General features: G+C 40.9%; 16 protein-coding genes. 13 read left to right on the top strand and 3 right to left on the bottom strand.

Features of this window, described 5'->3' with window-relative positions; all coding sequences use genetic code 11:
- The first annotated feature begins 5 nt into the window (after positions 1–5).
- A complete protein-coding gene (locus tag BUA02_RS02615) occupies positions 6–458 on the top strand; it encodes a GNAT family N-acetyltransferase (RefSeq protein ID WP_072700714.1) in 453 nt (150 codons plus the stop codon).
- 523 nt (positions 459–981) lie between these two features.
- Positions 982–2,490, top strand: a complete 1,509-nt coding sequence (tig, locus tag BUA02_RS02610; RefSeq protein ID WP_072700713.1) for a trigger factor — start codon at positions 982–984, stop codon at positions 2,488–2,490.
- A gap of 120 nt (positions 2,491–2,610) precedes the next feature.
- Here tig and BUA02_RS02605 read toward each other — a convergent pair whose 3' ends face one another.
- Entirely contained in the window at positions 2,611–2,973 is a 363-nt protein-coding gene (locus BUA02_RS02605) for a hypothetical protein (RefSeq protein ID WP_072700711.1), read from the bottom strand.
- Between the two features lie 46 nt (positions 2,974–3,019).
- On the opposite strand from BUA02_RS02605, the gene BUA02_RS02600 reads away from it, so the two are divergent.
- The 5 genes from BUA02_RS02600 to BUA02_RS02580 all read left to right on the top strand — a co-directional run bounded on the left by BUA02_RS02600 (position 3,020) and on the right by BUA02_RS02580 (position 9,160).
- Positions 3,020–3,214, top strand: a complete 195-nt coding sequence (locus tag BUA02_RS02600; RefSeq protein WP_071176823.1) for a hypothetical protein — start codon at positions 3,020–3,022, stop codon at positions 3,212–3,214.
- A 207-nt stretch (positions 3,215–3,421) separates the two neighbouring features.
- Complete coding sequence (gene clpP, locus BUA02_RS02595; protein ID WP_071176822.1) at positions 3,422–4,024, top strand: ATP-dependent Clp endopeptidase proteolytic subunit ClpP; 603 nt, start codon at positions 3,422–3,424, stop codon at positions 4,022–4,024.
- A gap of 21 nt (positions 4,025–4,045) precedes the next feature.
- Positions 4,046–5,323: an ATP-dependent Clp protease ATP-binding subunit ClpX gene (clpX, locus tag BUA02_RS02590; RefSeq protein WP_072700709.1), complete on the top strand. Its 1,278-nt coding sequence runs from the start codon at positions 4,046–4,048 to the stop codon at positions 5,321–5,323.
- Positions 5,324–5,645: 322 nt separating this feature from the next.
- The gene (locus BUA02_RS02585; protein ID WP_083572615.1) at positions 5,646–7,379 is read left to right on the top strand and encodes an ABC transporter ATP-binding protein; all 1,734 of its coding nucleotides are present in this window, start codon (positions 5,646–5,648) and stop codon (positions 7,377–7,379) included.
- Positions 7,379–9,160 carry an ABC transporter ATP-binding protein gene (locus tag BUA02_RS02580; protein ID WP_072700707.1) on the top strand — a complete coding sequence of 594 codons (1,782 nt, stop codon included), beginning with the start codon at positions 7,379–7,381 and terminating at the stop codon, positions 9,158–9,160. Before BUA02_RS02585 ends, BUA02_RS02580 begins: the two co-directional genes overlap by 1 nt.
- 52 nt (positions 9,161–9,212) lie before the next feature.
- On the opposite strand, the gene yihA is transcribed toward BUA02_RS02580, so the two are convergent.
- Entirely contained in the window at positions 9,213–9,812 is a 600-nt protein-coding gene (gene yihA, locus BUA02_RS02575; protein WP_071176819.1) for a ribosome biogenesis GTP-binding protein YihA/YsxC, read from the bottom strand.
- 151 nt (positions 9,813–9,963) lie between these two features.
- Here yihA and BUA02_RS02570 point away from each other — a divergent pair, with 151 nt between their 5' ends.
- From BUA02_RS02570 to clpB, 4 genes are all read left to right on the top strand, one after another.
- Positions 9,964–10,695: a tRNA threonylcarbamoyladenosine dehydratase gene (locus BUA02_RS02570; RefSeq protein ID WP_072700705.1), complete on the top strand. Its 732-nt coding sequence runs from the start codon at positions 9,964–9,966 to the stop codon at positions 10,693–10,695.
- Between the two features lie 53 nt (positions 10,696–10,748).
- The gene (locus BUA02_RS02565) at positions 10,749–11,354 is read left to right on the top strand and encodes an HdeD family acid-resistance protein (protein ID WP_072700703.1); all 606 of its coding nucleotides are present in this window, start codon (positions 10,749–10,751) and stop codon (positions 11,352–11,354) included.
- The gene (locus BUA02_RS16035) at positions 11,355–12,500 is read left to right on the top strand and encodes a cob(I)yrinic acid a,c-diamide adenosyltransferase (RefSeq protein ID WP_236845913.1); all 1,146 of its coding nucleotides are present in this window, start codon (positions 11,355–11,357) and stop codon (positions 12,498–12,500) included.
- Between the two features lie 104 nt (positions 12,501–12,604).
- Complete coding sequence (gene clpB, locus BUA02_RS02555) at positions 12,605–15,193, top strand: ATP-dependent chaperone ClpB (protein WP_072700702.1); 2,589 nt, start codon at positions 12,605–12,607, stop codon at positions 15,191–15,193.
- Between the two features lie 7 nt (positions 15,194–15,200).
- Here clpB and BUA02_RS02550 read toward each other — a convergent pair whose 3' ends face one another.
- Entirely contained in the window at positions 15,201–15,383 is a 183-nt protein-coding gene (locus tag BUA02_RS02550) for a DUF4250 domain-containing protein (protein WP_071176815.1), read from the bottom strand.
- A gap of 184 nt (positions 15,384–15,567) precedes the next feature.
- On the opposite strand from BUA02_RS02550, the gene BUA02_RS02545 reads away from it, so the two are divergent.
- Positions 15,568–16,293 (top strand): CpsB/CapC family capsule biosynthesis tyrosine phosphatase, encoded by a 726-nt coding sequence (locus tag BUA02_RS02545; RefSeq protein ID WP_072700700.1) that lies wholly within the window; start codon positions 15,568–15,570, stop codon positions 16,291–16,293.
- A 28-nt stretch (positions 16,294–16,321) separates the two neighbouring features.
- Positions 16,322–17,044, top strand: coding sequence for a YveK family protein (locus BUA02_RS02540; protein WP_071176813.1), 723 nt, complete (start codon positions 16,322–16,324; stop codon positions 17,042–17,044).
- Positions 17,045–17,055 lie beyond the last annotated feature (11 nt).

Here is a 17,055-nt window from a genome sequence, read left to right as displayed (position 1 = left end):
TTGGCATGAATATTACATACAGGAAACTAACCAAAGATGATCTAGACACATTTATCCAAATGAGGATTAATCAGCTTAGAGAAGAGGGGGCAAAGGAAGACATTGACCTTGTTCCTGCGCTTAGGAATTACTATGAGCGTCATATGGCTGACGGAACCTTTGTTTCTTGGCTTGCACTTGATGGAGACAAGATCATTGGAACTAGCGGTATGTCTTTTGTAGAGAAGCCTCCATATTTTGGATGCCCAAGTGGCAAGATGGGACTATTATCAAGCATGTTCACTGATCCTACCTATAGGCGTCAGGGGATAGCAAAAGAGCTGTTAGATAGAGTGGTTACTGAAGCCAGAGACTATGGCTGTGGAACTGTACAGATCACAGCATCTGATATGGGAGTAAAGCTCTATACTGCCTATGGATTTATTCATAATGGGAATTTCATGCAATATAAGCTTTGATTGAAACTTATGAGATACCAAAAGGTTGATAAAAATAGAATTAGTATTACTGGGACTGACAGAAGTGATACTAATGATAATTTTAAGACTAAATTGGTATTACTGATAATGATCAAAGTGATAACAATCAGATGAAAAATAAAGAAATGGTATTATCATAAAATAAACAGGTAATACTAAACAAGTATAATAAATGAATTTGGTATTACCATCATAAGCTCCTGTAATACCAAAAGAGAATAAAAGATAGTAATGGTATCATCGACAATTAGCTCAGTAATACCAAGCAAGAAAAAATGTGTGAATGGTATTACAAGAAAAAGCCACAAGAATCTCGATATAATTTCTAGGGTGTTCAATTTTGAACACCCTTTTTCTTCGAAATTTTCTTTAAAAAATAAGTGGAAAAATAAAACTGCCTATGTTATAATCGGAAGGCAATTGTGCCTTAGTGGGCTTATTGCATTATTGGACAATACATAAATTGTAAACAATATATTTTTAGAAGGAGATATTAGTTAACATGAGCGTAACAGTTGAGAAGCTTGAAAAGAGCATGGCTAAGCTTAAGATCACAGTATCTGCAGAGCAGCTTGAGAAGGCTATTCAGAAAGCCTACGACAAGAACAAGAGCAAGATCCAGATTCCTGGATTCCGTAAAGGTAAGGCTCCTCGTAAGATGATCGAGCAGATGTATGGCAAGGGAGTATTCTATGAGGATGCAGCTAACGAGCTCATCGAGGAAGAGTATCCTAAGGCTATTGAGGAGTGTGGAGAGGATGTTGTTTCTTCACCTAAGATCGATGTAGAGCAGCTTGAGGCTGGTAAGGACTTCATCTTTACAGCAGAGGTAGCTCTTAAGCCTCCAGTTAAGCTTGGTAAATATAAGGGAGTAGAAGCTCCTAAGATGGATATCGACGTTACAGATGCTGACGTTGATGCTGAAATTGATAAGCAGAGAAATACAAACGCTAGAACAGTTGAAGTTACAGACAGAGCTGTTAAGGATGGCGATATCGTAACTCTTGATTTCGAGGGATTTGTTGATGGTAAGGCTTTCCAGGGTGGAAAGGGAACAGATTATCCTCTTACAATCGGTTCAGGCGCTTTCATTCCTGGATTCGAGGAGCAGCTTGTTGGATTTGAGATTGGTAAGGAAGGCGATGTTAACGTAACATTCCCTGAGGATTACCAGGCAGACGAGCTTGCAGGTAAGGCTGCAACATTCAAGTGCACAATCAAGGCTATCAAGGCTAAAGAGCTTCCTGAACTCAATGATGAGTTTGCTAGCGATGTATCAGATTTCGATACACTTGCTGAGTACAAGGAAGATGTTAAGAACAAGCTTGTTGAGAGAAAGACAAACGAAGAGAAGGCTAAGAGAGAAGATCTCGTTGTTAAGGCCGTTATCGAGGATTCAGATATGGAGCTTCCTGAGGCTATGGTTGAGACTCAGGCTAGACAGATCGTTAATGATTTCGCTCAGAGACTTCAGATGCAGGGCATGAGCATGGATCAGTATCTTCAGTACACAGGCAACACTGTAGACAAGATGCTTGAGCAGGTTAAGCCACAGGCTGTAGAGAGAATTCAGGCTCGTCTTGTTCTTGAGGCAGTTGCTGAGAAGGAAAAGATCACAGTTTCTGATGAAGAGTTCGAGGAAGAGCTTAAGAAGATGGCTGAGCAGTACAGAATGGAGCTTTCTAAGCTTAAAGAGCTTATGTCAGAGTCTGAGCAGAAGACAATGCGTAGCGACCTCGCTGTTCAGAAGGCAGCAGATTTCCTTGTAGAGAACGTTAAGGAAGTTGCAGCAAAGAAGACAGCTGCTAAGAAGACAGCTACAAAGAAGGCTGACGAAGCAGAAGAGAAGCCAGCAAAGAAGACAGCCGCTAAGAAGACAACAACAAAGAAGGCTGATGCTGAAGAAAAGCCAGCAAAGAAGACAGCTGCTAAGAAGACAACAACTAAGAAAGCTGACGCTGAAGAAAAGCCAAAGAAGACAACAACAAGAAAGAAAAAGACAGAAGAATAATTCTGTATAAGACATAAGTAGTCAATAAGAAATACCCTCTTTACTGGTAACCAGTAAGGAGGGTATTTCTATATGCTATTATCTTCATTCACTAAGAAAAAATTTATAGTGGTAGAATCTTTATTCTTTTCTATAGGTGTGATACAAGGCAAGGAATGAACCTGCAACTGAATAGAAGATCGCGAGAGCCTTTTTGCATGCATCATATCTTGGAAGGCTATTGTCTGTCACCATAGAGAAAAAGGATGAACTCGTATTATACTCTGGAAGAGTATTGATGAAATGTATGATCACCACAACAAAGATGATAGAGGCAACAACGATACCTATTAGGAAAAGTGGATTTTTACTTCCGGTTTTCTTGCTTTTTCGCTGTGCTACCTCAAATGCGCTTTCTAAGCACAAAATGCTTTGGAAGGCGTAAAAGATATAGCCTAGTAACTCTGATACTTCATATAGTATAGGGACTAAGAACAGCTCCATAAGTGTTTCAATCACCACCCAAATGATCAAAAAGATGAGGCCGCTTATGGCGGATGATTTCAGATCTTTTCCTGAAGCTAAGGGGATCAGACTAAACACCAAAAACCAAAGTAGTAAATTAGTTATCCCAATAGGTGTAGTCAAATTAAAAATAGTTAGGATTCCCAAAGATCCCAGGGCTAAAAATATAAGACCCTGTAAAAAAATAGCTAGGGGTAAAAATAAAGTTTTTTTCATGTAATATCTTTCCTTTCAAGCGAGTATTATCAAGCAGTTATTTTACCATTTCTTATACTTTTATTAAATAGCGCAAAAGTCTTTCAAAAAAGAACATATGGACGTATAATATAAATTGGTTGTGTATAGTTTGTTGTAGGGTATACACATCCGCACTAGTTAGGTTGTAGTGCAAAAATGCTGACGACAGCAGAGTTGGAGGACTAGAATAATGAGTTTGATACCTTATGTCATTGAACAGACCAGTCGCGGAGAGAGATCTTACGATATCTACTCAAGACTTTTAAAAGAAAGAATTGTATTCCTTGGTGAGGAGGTTAATGCAGCATCTGCAAGTACTGTAGTTGCACAGCTTCTTTTCCTTGAAGCAGAAGACCCTAACAAGGATATCCACATGTACATTAATAGCCCTGGAGGAGAGATCACTTCCGGTATGGCTATTTATGACACAATGCAGTACATCAAGTGTGATGTCAGCACAATCTGCATTGGTATGGCAGCAAGTATGGGCGCATTCCTTCTTGCAGGTGGTGCTAAGGGCAAGAGAATGGCTCTTCCTAATGCAGAAGTTATGATCCATCAGCCACTTGGCGGAACACAGGGACAGGCTACTGAGATTGAGATCGCAGCTAAGCACATCATCAGAACAAAAGAGAAGATGAACAGAATGCTCTCTGAGAACACAGGCAAGTCTTATGAGCAGGTATGCGCAGATACAGAGCGTGATAACTGGCTTACAGCTCAGGAAGCTCTTGAGTACGGACTTATCGATTCTATCGTAGAGAATCGTCCTACAGAAAAAGAAAAGAAATAATTAGTACTATAAGGAGATAAAATGGCAGGAAAGAATTCTGGAGAGATCAGGTGCTCTTTTTGTAACAAGACACAGGATCAGGTAAAAAAACTTATAGCAGGACCTGCAGGCGTATATATCTGCGATGAGTGCGTAGACATCTGTGCAGATATCATCGAAGAGGAATTCGAAGATGATGAGACTTCAGCGCCAGTAATGGACAAAGACATCAATCTGCTTAAACCTGTTGAGATCAAGAATTTCCTTGATGATTATGTAATCGGCCAGGAAGAAGCCAAGAAAGTGTTGGCTGTTTCTGTATATAATCACTACAAGCGTGTACTTGCACCAAAGAATGAGGGTGCAAACAACGAGGTAGAGCTTCAGAAGAGCAACATCATCATGGTAGGCCCTACAGGTTCAGGTAAGACATATCTTGCGCAGACACTTGCCAAGATCATCAATGTTCCATTTGCTATAGCTGATGCTACAACACTTACTGAGGCAGGCTACGTAGGTGAAGACGTTGAGAACATTCTTTTAAAGCTTATTCAGAATGCTGACTATGATATCGAGCGAGCTCAGTACGGTATCGTTTATATCGATGAGATCGATAAGATCACCAAGAAGAGCGAGAATGTATCTATCACAAGAGATGTATCTGGTGAAGGCGTTCAGCAGGCACTTCTTAAGATCGTAGAAGGCACGATCGCAAGCGTTCCACCTCAGGGCGGAAGAAAGCATCCACATCAGGAACTTATCCAGATCGATACAAGCAACATCCTCTTTATCTGTGGTGGTGCGTTTGATGGTCTCGATAAGATCGTAGAGGCAAGACTTGATAGAAATTCAATCGGATTTAATGCAGAGATTGCAGACAAGTCCGAGAGAGAGATTGGTGAGATCTTCAAGGAGGTAACTCCTCATGACCTTGTTAAATTTGGACTTATCCCTGAGTTCGTAGGACGTGTGCCTATTACAGTAACTCTTGAGGGACTTTCAAAAGAGGCTCTTGTAAAGATCCTCACACAGCCAAAGAATGCTCTTGTTAAGCAGTATCAGAAGCTCTTTGATTTTGATGACGTTAAGCTTTCATTTGAAGATGAAGCTGTTCAGAAGATTGCAGAGATGGCTTACGAGAGGGAGACTGGTGCAAGAGGACTTCGTTCTATCATGGAGAAAGCTATGATGAACGTAATGTACGAGATTCCTTCAGACGATTCTATCAGCGAATGTGTTATCACAAGCGCTGCTGTAGAAGGCGAGAGCGAGCCTCTCATCGTACACAGAGACCAGAAAAAACTTAAGCAGGCAAAATAAAAGCTTGACAAGTTTCCATTAAAGTGTGATGATAGCTACATCAGCGAAGCTACTAGCTGATAAAATTATTCAGAAAGCGAGGTAAAAGTAATGATTAGAGTGGCGAATTTATTTCATTTATTTAATAACACTGTTTTTTTACCTCGGGATGTTGTATTCAGATAAGGTAGCTCTTTTGCTATAGTTATTTGAATATGGTTTTGTGCATGGTGCCCCTAGGTAAAGGAATTTGCCTAGGGGCTTTTTGTGTGCTTTTTTCTGTGCATAAAACTCCCCCGAGGACAACTGTTGTTATTGCTTTATTTTGAAAGGAGGAGAAAAAGTGAATTCATTAGGTAGTTATGTGCGAAAGCATTGGAAGACTTACACAATGGCAGTGACTTTCATGTTATTTGCTATTGCACTGGATATGTTATATCCAAAGATTACAAAGAAACTTGTTAATGAAGTTATTGTAGGTAGAGATTTTCACAGACTTGGCTTGTTTTTACTGACAATAATACTTATCGGCGTTGGACGCAGCATTTTTGGATACTTCAAGGAATTTACCTTTGACAGAAACTGCATAACTATTGGCACAGAGATGAGAAAAGACCTCTTTGACCACATTCAGGGACTGTCACTTGATTATTTTGATGGTGCTAATACTGGCGAACTCATGGCCAGAGTTAAGGATGATATAGATAAAGTTTTCCAGATGGTGGGAATGGAAGCCATGATGGGTATGGAGGTTATCTTAAACGCAGTACTTTTGCTGTTCTTTATGTTTAGAATCAATCCTTCACTTACCATACTTCCATTTGTATGCATGGTGATCTCTGGATCTGCAGCCATCATCATGGAAAAGAAGCTTGATAAAGTTTACGATGCTATAAGTGAGGAAAATGCGGAACTTACAACTATTGCAGAAGAGAACCTTACAGGAGTTAGAACTGTAAAGGCTTTTGCAAGGGAAAAGATGGAGATTGAAAAGTTCCTTGTTCACAACCAGAAATATTATGACCTTAACATGAAAGAGGCCATGACAATAATAAAGTTCTATCCAATCTGGCAGCTTGTTTCAATGTTCCTTCCTGTAGCATGTGCTGTTCTGGGCGGAATGGCAGTAGTAAAAGGAGAGATGGATCTTGGTGATCTTGCGGCGTACATCATCTACAGCCGTAACTGTACATGGCCAATGGAGGAAATCGGCTGGATCACAAACGATTTCTCAAGCTCCCTTGCTTCACTCAAGAAGATCAAGAAGATCTATGAAGAGCATTCAACTCTTACTAAGTCAGAGGAAAACGTTCATGTAGACAAGGTTTCTGGTTCAGTTGAGTTTGATAAGGTATCTCTTTCATTTGGAGAGAAGGAAATCCTTAATGATATCAGTTTCAAGATTCCGGCAGGAAAGACTCTTGGAATCATGGGCGAAACAGGATCAGGTAAGTCTACTATCATAAACCTGCTTCAGAGATTCTATGATCCTACAAGCGGTAATATCAGGATTGATGGAGTAGAGATAAAAGATATGGACCTTGATCAGGTAAGAGGCTCATCAGCAGTTGTTATGCAGGATGCATTTCTTTTCTCTGATTCAATTCAGGAAAATATCCGAATGGGTCGCAGAGATGAGATGACCATGGAAGAGATCAAGGATGCAGCCAAGATGGCCAAAGCAAGCGACTTCATTGAGAAGCTGGAAGACACTTACGAAACAGTAATCGGAGAGCGAGGCGTTGGACTTTCTGGTGGACAGAAGCAGCGTATCAGCATTGCGAGAGCAATCTCCAAGAAGGCACCTATCCTGGTGCTTGATGACTCTACATCAGCCCTTGATATGGAGACAGAGTCAGAAATACAAAAGACATTAGATGGAATTACAGGAGTTACAAGAGTTGTGGTAGCTCACAGAATATCAGCAGTTAGAAATGCAGATGAGATCATATATCTCAAGGATGGCAGGATTGCTGAGCGTGGCACACACGAAGAACTCCTTGCAAAAAAGGGCCTTTATTACGATACATTCGTCGCACAGTACGGGGCTCTTGACGAGAGGAAGGTGAGTGCGTAATGGCAGCAAACTCATTTCGTGAAGATGAGAACATGCGGCATACGGACTATAAGAAGGTCATCTCAAGGATGCTGGGGTATCTAAAACCACACATGAAAGAGATCATCCCAGTACTCATATCTCTTTTGGTAGGAGTAGGAATAAACCTTGAGAGTCCGCTACTTATTGAGTATGCCATAGATGAACTTGTAGCAAACAAAAATATAAAAGGACTGGTCAATATAATCCTTGTGATCGTGGTACTAAGTCTCATATATGTGGCAACAGTTGAGCTTAGACTTTTTCTCATGAACAAGATGGCCAACAAGATCCTCCTGGACATCAGGCAGGAACTATATGAACACATACAGACTTTGTCATTTACATTTTTTGACAACAGACCAACAGGTAAGATCCTGGCTAGGATCATCGGTGATGTTAACTCATTAAAAGAGGTTATGAAGAACACTATCACAAACCTCATCCCAAACTTCCTGACGGTTATTGGCGTTGTGATAATCATGCTGATCAAAGACTGGAAGCTTGCCCTTGGAACCCTTTGTTCCATGCCTGTAATGATAGCCTGTATCTTTTGGATCCGTGAAAAGACTCATAAGAGCTGGGAAGATACCAGAAAGAAGTCATCAAACATGAATGCCTATGTTCATGAAGATATAGCTGGAATCTCAGTTGTACAGAGCTTCCATGCTGAGAACGAGACCAAGTCAACTTTCAGACAGCTGGCAAATGAGCACAGAGATGCTTATATCCTGGCTTGCAAGTATTCAGATCTCTTTGGACCTGCGATTGATATGAGCTGGGCTATCAGCAGCATGGTAATGTACCTGGTTGCAATATATTTCCTTGGCTATACCGAGAGCTCACTTGGCATCATTGTTGCCTTTGCAACCTATGCAAATATGTTCTGGCGCCCAATTATGGGACTTTCAGGATATTACAACCAGCTTGTTACTAATCTTTCAGCAGCAGAAAGAGTCTTTGATCTTCTTGATACTGAGGCTGAGATCGTAGATAAAGAAGATGCCACAGAACTTCCTGATATTAAGGGAGAGGTTTCTTTTGAAAATGTTGGATTTACCTACGATGAGGGAACAAGCGAAGAAACCAGGGTTCTTGATAATGTTAGCTTTACAGCAAAGCCGGGCGAGACCATTGCTCTTGTTGGTCCAACTGGAGCAGGTAAGACAACCATCGTAAATCTTATCAGCCGCTTCTACGACATTCAGAAGGGCAAGATCAAGATTGATGGCCATGATCTTACAGATGTTACTATCAACAGCCTTCGCAGACAGATGGGTGTCATGACTCAGGATAATTTTATTTTCCATGGTACAGTCAGGGAGAATATTATGTATGGCAAGCCTGATGCTACTGAGGAAGAGATGATCGCAGCAGCCAAGTCAGTAAATGCCCATGACTTCATCATGAAGATGGAAAAAGGCTATGATACAGAGCTTAAGGGACAGGGAGCAGGTCTTTCTATTGGTCAGAAGCAGCTCATTGCCTTTGCAAGAACCATGATATCAATGCCAAAGATCCTGATCCTTGATGAAGCCACAAGCAGCATTGACACACATACTGAGATGCTGGTTCAGAAGGGAATTCAGACACTTATAAATGGTAGAACAAGCTTTGTTATCGCTCACAGACTTTCTACTATCAAGAATGCAGACCGCATATTTGTAATAAATAACGGTGGCATTCAGGAAAGCGGAAGTCACGACGAACTAATTTCAAAGCATGGTGCTTATTATGATCTTTATATGGCGCAGTTCGCTTAATCTATTACAAAAAGAAAAGCTGTCATCAGGTTAACTGATGGCAGCTTTTACATTACTGATCTGCATTAGCTTCAAGAAGTTCATCCATGAAATCGTAGATCTCATCTCGGCCTTCTTTTGAAAGAGCTGAGTAAGGGAAAATCTTAACTTCATCTGGAAGTCCAAGTCCCTGACGGAGCATGTTGAGATGCTTCTCGTGCTGGCTCTTTTTGATCTTGTCAGATTTGGTTGCAATGATAACAGGCTGGAAGCCCTGATGAACGATCCATTTGTACATCTGAACATCATTGGCTGATGGCTCGTGTCTGATATCGATCAAAAGAAATACTCTAAGAAGCTGCTTGGATGAATGAAGATATCTTTCAACCATTTCACCCCACTGAGCCTTAACCTTTTCAGGAACTCTCGCAAATCCGTATCCAGGAAGGTCCACAAGATAAAACTCATCATTTATGTTGTAGTAGTTGATAGTCTGAGTCTTACCTGGCTCCTGAGATGTCCTTGCGTAGTTTTTTCTATTCATTATTCCATTTATAAGAGAGCTCTTGCCCACATTACTCTTTCCGGCAAAGGCAAATTCTGGATGCTCATTTTCTGGAAGAGTACTGGTAATACCGCAAACTGTCTCTAAATTAACATTTTTAATTACCATAATAGATTAGATCATTCCTTTCTTTTTCTAATTCTAGATTCTACACTATAATGATATTTTAGGCAAAAATAAGCTTTTGATCCGGTTGACACAGTATGAAAATGAGGATAAGCTTTTTTCAGTTAAGACTAGGAGTTTGAAAGGTGAGATTATGTCAGAGCAGTTTTCCAGGACCGCACTTTTGATCGGTCAGGATAAAGTAGAAGAATTACATAAAAAGAGGGTAGCTGTCTTTGGAATTGGCGGAGTTGGCGGATATGTATGCGAAGCCCTTGTACGAAGCGGGATAGGGGCATTCGACTTAATTGATAATGATACGGTTTGCCTTAGCAACTTGAACCGCCAGATCATTGCCACTAGAAAGACAATTGGAAGGTACAAGACGGAAGTTATGAAGGAACGTATGCTTGATATTAATCCAGATGTTGATGTTACGATCCATAACTGCTTTTTCCTTCCTGAAAATGCAGATGAATTTGACTTTTCTCAGTATGACTACGTTGTAGATGCAGTAGATACAGTAACTGCCAAGATTGAGCTTATAATGCGTGCACAAAAAGAGAATGTGCCTGTCATAAGCGCTATGGGAGCAGGTAATAAATTGGATGCCAGCAGATTTAAAGTGGCAGACATCTATGATACCAGCATTTGCCCATTGGCAAGAGTTATGCGAAGGGAACTTAAGAAAAGAGATGTGAAGCATCTGAAGGTTGTTTATTCAGATGAGGAACCAATCACACCTATGACTGATCCTTCAAACTCTTCTGAAACAGACACTAAGCCTGTCGGTAAAAGAACCACACCAGGAAGCACAGCATTTGTACCGGCTGTAGCAGGTCTTTTGATTGCAGGAGAAATTGTAAAAGATTTGAGCGGAATTTGATCAATAGTGTCTTAAAAGGACTATAATATATTTATATTGTTGGAGGTGGGGAGATGGAAAAGCTTAAGAAATTAAAACTTAACCACGTTTTTGAAGCTCTTATCATGATCACTATAGGCTTCGTGCTTATCTTTTGGCCAAAGGCTAGCCTTGTTATAATGGCTAGAGCACTGGCTATCTTGCTATTCCTTGCAGGAGTAGTGATGGTCGTTAGCTACTTTGTCCACAAAGAAAAGAATTTTTTTCATTCCAGCGGATTCATCATTGGGATTATCATTGTAGGCGTTGGAATCTGGATATTCTTTAATCCTAACGATTTTACAGATCTCATTCCTAAGATCTTCGGACTTTTTATCCTGATCACAGGAATGGTCAATCTGTCACAGACATTTTCACTTGTGAGTTACAAATATCCACTTTGGTGGCTTTCACTCGTTCTTGCTATCATAACTATTGGAATGGGTGTATTTCTTATTGTTGATCCTGCTTTTTTCAAGAAGTTTGCAGTCATTATCATAGGAATTTTCCTTGTCTATGACGGAATATCCAATATTTGGACAGTTTCAAGAGTGGGCAAGTATTCGAGAAAAGCTGAAGAGGATCTAGAGCCTATCGATGTTGAAGCGGTTATAGAAGATGTTGATGAAGGAAAGAAATAAATGACTTTTGAAGCACTTGATGTATCGCTTGATGAAAACTGTTTTTCTGATTTCATCAAGCGATATCATTTTAATGAAGAAGATAAAAACGAGATCATAAAACTTTACAGGAAGGTTCACCCCAGAGTTCATGCTATTTTTCACCATATAGTTGAAGAGGATGAAAATGGCGGCAAGGTGGCAACAGTTGTTGCGAGCCTTGGAAGAGCTTTTGATGAATACCAGAATGTCCTTGTGAGGCAGCAGGATATTCATGGAGCCTATATTGTAGATTGCCTTGGACTTGAGCTTTTGTCTAAGGCTTATGATCAGATTGATGTAAAGATCCATGAAATGACAGGGCTTTATGCTGGTGGATATATCTATGCTGGCAGCAAGGAATTTCCACTTGAAGAGATTCCTGCCGTCATGAAAAAGCTTGGTCAAAAGAAGATAAGATATAACGAAGCATATATGCTTTTGCCTAAAAAGAGCGTTCTCTTTACTACAAAGTTATATGACAAGAAGCAGGAAAGTCATTCTAAGTGTGCTGAATGTAATGCCGTTAATTGCAGTATGAGAGTGGAGAAATATAAGGCAAGCCATGTAGATAATGAGGCAGAGACTAAGGCTTCACCCAAAGAAAAGGGCCTTATCCACTTATATACCGGAGAAGGTAAGGGCAAGACAACTGCAGCTATAGGGCTCTCTGTCAGGGCAGCAGGAGCTGGTAAAAAAGTCATCTTTTCACAGTTCATGAAGGGAAGAGATACTTCAGAGCTTAACTCTTTTGAGATCTTGCCTAATATTACTGTAATCAGAAAAGAAGAGGACATGGGCTGGTTTAAGAAAGATGACGAGGAGAGTATAGCTCTTTTCACAAAGGCTCATAATGAGATATTAGATAAGATAACTGATAAGGTCAGGACTGGAAAATGCGATGTCCTGGTGCTTGATGAAGTGACCTATCCGTGGAACTTTGGAATCATTGATAAGGCAAGGCTTCAGGATCTGATAGCTAATAAACCGGAGAATATGGAGATAGTATTAACCGGAAGAAATGCTGATGATTTCTTTGTAGAGCATGCAGATTATATTACACGTATGGAAAAGGTAAAACACCCTTTTGATGCGGGAATACAGGGGAGACTTGGAATAGAATTTTAATGTTGACATTATGTTTTTGTGTGTTATAGTTGTAATAGAACAACAAACACAAAAACATAATGTCTTTTTATGTGGGGCGCTTAGAAGTTAGAAGGGAGGTGCCTATGAATATACAGAAATTCACACAGAAGTCCATAGAGGCAGTCAACGGCTGTGAGAAAGTTGCTATGGAGTATGGCAATCAGGAGATTGAACAGGAACATCTCCTTTATTCTCTTATGACGATCGAGGATAGCCTTATAGCCAAGCTCATTGAGAAGATGGGCATTAACAGTGAGACTTTCCTTAACAGGATCATTGACGCAATTGAGAAGAGGACTAAGGTTCAGGGAGGACAGCCATATATTGGAGCGGATCTTAACAGAGCTCTTTTATCAGCTGAAGATGAGGCCAAGGCTCTTGGAGATTCCTATGTTCCAGTTGAGTGTCTTTTCCTTGCAGTTATGAAGAGACCTAATAGAGAGGTCAAGGAGATCTTCAAGGAGTTTGGTATAGACAGGAACAGATTCCTTCAGGTTCTGGCAGAGGTCAGAGGTAACAGGAATGTTACAACTGATAATCCTGAGGCAACCTACGATACTCTCAACAAGTACGGAACAGAACTGGTTGAGAGGGCAAGGAAGCAGAAGCTTGATCCTGTAATTGGCAGAGATACTGAGATCAGAAATGTGATCAGGATCCTTTCCAGAAAGAGCAAGAATAATCCGGTCCTCATTGGTGAGCCTGGTGTTGGTAAGACTGCGGTAGTTGAGGCTCTTGCTCAGAGAATAGCTAGTGGTGATGTGCCAACGGCGTTAAAGGACAAGAAGATCTTTTCACTTGATATGGGTGCACTTGTGGCTGGTGCCAAGTATAGAGGCGAGTTTGAAGAGAGACTTAAGGCAGTCCTTGAGGATGTCAAGGAATCTGACGGAGAGATCATTCTTTTCATAGATGAGCTTCACCTGATCGTTGGTGCAGGCAAGACTGACGGCGCGATGGATGCAGGTAATATGCTCAAGCCTATGCTTGCAAGAGGTGAGCTGCACTGTATCGGAGCTACAACTCTTAATGAGTACAGGCAGTATATTGAGAAGGATGCAGCTCTTGAAAGACGTTTTCAGCCGGTCATGGTGGAAGAGCCAACAGTTGAGGATACCATCAGCATCCTTCGTGGATTAAAAGAAAGATATGAAGTGTTCCATGGTGTTAAGATCATGGACAGTGCTCTTGTGAGTGCAGCAGTTCTTTCTAACAGATACATTTCAGATAGATTCCTTCCAGATAAGGCTATCGACCTTGTGGATGAGGCCTGTGCTCTTATCAAGACAGAGATGGATTCTATGCCAGCTGAACTTGATGAGATGAACCGTAAGATCATGCAGTTGCAGATCGAGGAGGCAGCTCTCAAGAAGGAAGATGACTCCCTTAGCAAGGAGAGACTTTCCAACCTTCAGAAGGAACTTGCAGAACTTAGCGAAGATTTCAATGCCAGAAAGGCTCAGTGGGCCAATGAAAAAGAGGCTGTGGACAAGCTTGCAGCTATGCGTGAGCAGATAGATACTATCAATTCAGAGATTGCTATAGCTCAGAGAAATGGCGATTATGAGAAAGCTGGTGAGCTTCAGTATGGCAAGCTTCCAGCACTCAAGAAAGAACTTGAAGAAGCAGAGGAAGCTGCTCGTGAAAAAGAGTCAGACGGAGCTCTTGTACATGAGAGAGTTTCAGAGGACGAGATTGCAGGAATCATCAGCAGATGGACTGGTATTCCTGTGAGCAAGTTAACTGAAAGTGAGAGAAATAAGACACTTCATCTTGGAGATGAGCTTCATCAGAGAGTCATTGGCCAGGATAATGCTGTGACCCTTGTTTCAGAGGCTATCATGAGATCCAAAGCTGGAATCAAAGATCCAACCAAGCCTATCGGTTCATTCCTTTTCCTTGGACCAACTGGTGTTGGTAAGACAGAGCTTGCTAAAAGCCTTGCTCAGGCACTTTTTGATGATGAGAACAACATGGTCCGCATCGATATGAGTGAATATATGGAGAAATACAGCGTCTCCAGACTTATCGGAGCACCTCCAGGATATGTGGGATATGACGAAGGCGGACAGCTTACAGAGGCTGTCAGAAGAAAACCATATGCGGTAGTTCTTTTTGATGAAGTTGAGAAAGCTCATCCAGACGTATTCAACGTGCTGCTGCAGGTTCTTGACGATGGACGTATCACAGATTCTCAGGGCAGAACAGTGGATTTCAAGAATACTATTCTCATCATGACATCAAATATTGGTGCTCAGTACCTTCTTGATGGAATCAGAGATGATGGCACAATTGATCCTGCTGCAGAAAAAGAAGTCATGGATGACCTGAGAGCTCACTTTAGACCTGAGTTCCTTAACAGACTAGATGAAACCATAATGTTCAAGCCTCTCACAAAGGACAACATTAGCGGCATCATAGACCTAGTAGTCTCAGATCTTAACAAGCGTCTCGAAGATAGAGAAATCTCCATCACCCTCACAGACGCAGCCAAGACCTTCGTAGTAGACAACGCCTACGACCCAATCTACGGCGCACGTCCACTCAAGCGTTTCATCCAAAAGAACGTAGAAACCCTCTCCGCCAAACTCATCCTCGAGGATCAGGTCAAACCTCACGGAACAATTGAGTTTGACGTAGTAGATGGAGAATTAAAAGCTAAAGCTGTATAAAAAATTATCAGATAAACTGGTTGCGGTCGGCATTGTATGTGAAGCCGGCTGCTTCCAGTTTTTTTGTTATGGATAAAAGTTCCTCTGATGAAAGGTTGTTGTCATCAGCGAAAGCCTGTAAAGAACTATAATTATCGCGAAGTTTTGTGTTCAGGTAGCTCATTAACATGATTGGATCTTGAGGTAACATTTTGGTCTCCTTTTTTAGCGCCCCAACATCTTGATAAAAGTTTTATAAATTACCACATTATGTTGAAAGTGCCTATTTTGTGGGTGTATAATTATTGTGTTAAATTATATTATCTTGTATGTTGATCTCGATTAAAAACCGGCACACACAAGTAAGTATACATCTAAACTTTGGAAGGTTAAATATGCTGGAATCGATAGATATACATTGTCATATTATGCCTGGCGTAGACGACGGATCAAGAGATGTGGAAACTAGTCTCAAGATGCTTAAGATAGCCGAAAAGAATGGCATCACTCATATTATTCTAACACCACATCACAAACCGATGCATCACAATGTCAGCCCACAACATAATGAAGTATATAAAGGTAAACTGCAACAGCAGGCAGATTCACTTGGGATCAAAGTAAAGCTTTACTCAGGAAACGAAATATACTATAGTGATGAGACGCAGACAGAGCTTGAACAGGGCAAGATATGTACCTTGGCAGGTTCTGATTATGTTTTGGTAGAGTTTCATCCTACCAATCCATATAAAGCTATACACAATGCAATATACCAGGTACAGGCAGCGGGCTTTATTCCTATAATTGCCCATGTGGAACGCTATAGTGATATAGTATCTCACCCTGCTTATGTAGAGGAACTTGTGGATATGGGCTGCCTCATTCAGGTAAATGCCTCCAGTATTATGGGTAAGTATGGCTTTGGCATCAAACTATTTGTAAAAAAGCTTTTGAAAAACAGACTGGTACACTTTGTGGCTACAGATGCTCATGACACCCAAAAAAGAGCTCCAGAGCTACTTGAGTGCCGCAATTATGTAGACAGGAAATATGGGGAATCATACGGTAAAAGAATCTTTTACGATAATCCTGTTGCAGTTTTGAAAAACGAAACACTGTGACGATAGTCACCGGATAAGGGAGAAATGTGTGGATAGAAAAGACGACATCATAGAAATCAATCTGGGGGAACTTTTTTCTATATTGCTGGGAAGAGCTTTTCTGATCATCAGTGCAGGACTTTTCTTTGCACTTTCAGGTCTTTTTGTCAGCAAGTTTGTGGTACACCCTACTTATGAATCTACGACCAAGATCTATATCCTGAACAAAGAGGAGAATCAGACAGTCACATATTCTGACGTGCAGATTTCTACTCAGCTCACTCAGGATTATGCAGAGCTTATAAAGAGCAGATACGTTCTTGAGGAAGTTATTCAGAGACTTAACCTAATAGACATGGAGTATAAGCAGCTGGCATCAGTTCTTAGAGTTGATACACCATCTGATACGCGTATCGTTGCTATCACAGTCAAGGACGAGGATCCTCTTATGGCTATGAAGATAGCAAACTGTATCAGAGAAGTGTCCAGTGAACATATTACTAACGTTATGGATATCGATGCTATCAATATTGCAGAGACAGCTAATGTTCCTACTGAGAAGGCAAGTCCTAGTGTTACAAGATGGACTATCCTTTCAGGATTTGTTGGGGCTGTAGTCGTAGCATTTTTTGTAGTACTCGGATACCTTCTTGACGATACCATCAAGAGCAACGATGATGTTGAGAGATATCTGGGACTTAGTACACTTGCACTTGTTCCACTTTCCGTTGATGAGCAGGACAAGAAAAATAAAAAAGCCAAGAAAAAGTAGGATGGGGTAGC

It is taken from the genome of Butyrivibrio hungatei DSM 14810 (genome assembly GCF_900143205.1).
GTDB lineage: Bacteria > Bacillota > Clostridia > Lachnospirales > Lachnospiraceae > Butyrivibrio > Butyrivibrio hungatei.
The sequence above is the reverse complement of the archived record's forward strand: the minus strand, read 5'-3'. Positions and strand labels throughout refer to the sequence as shown.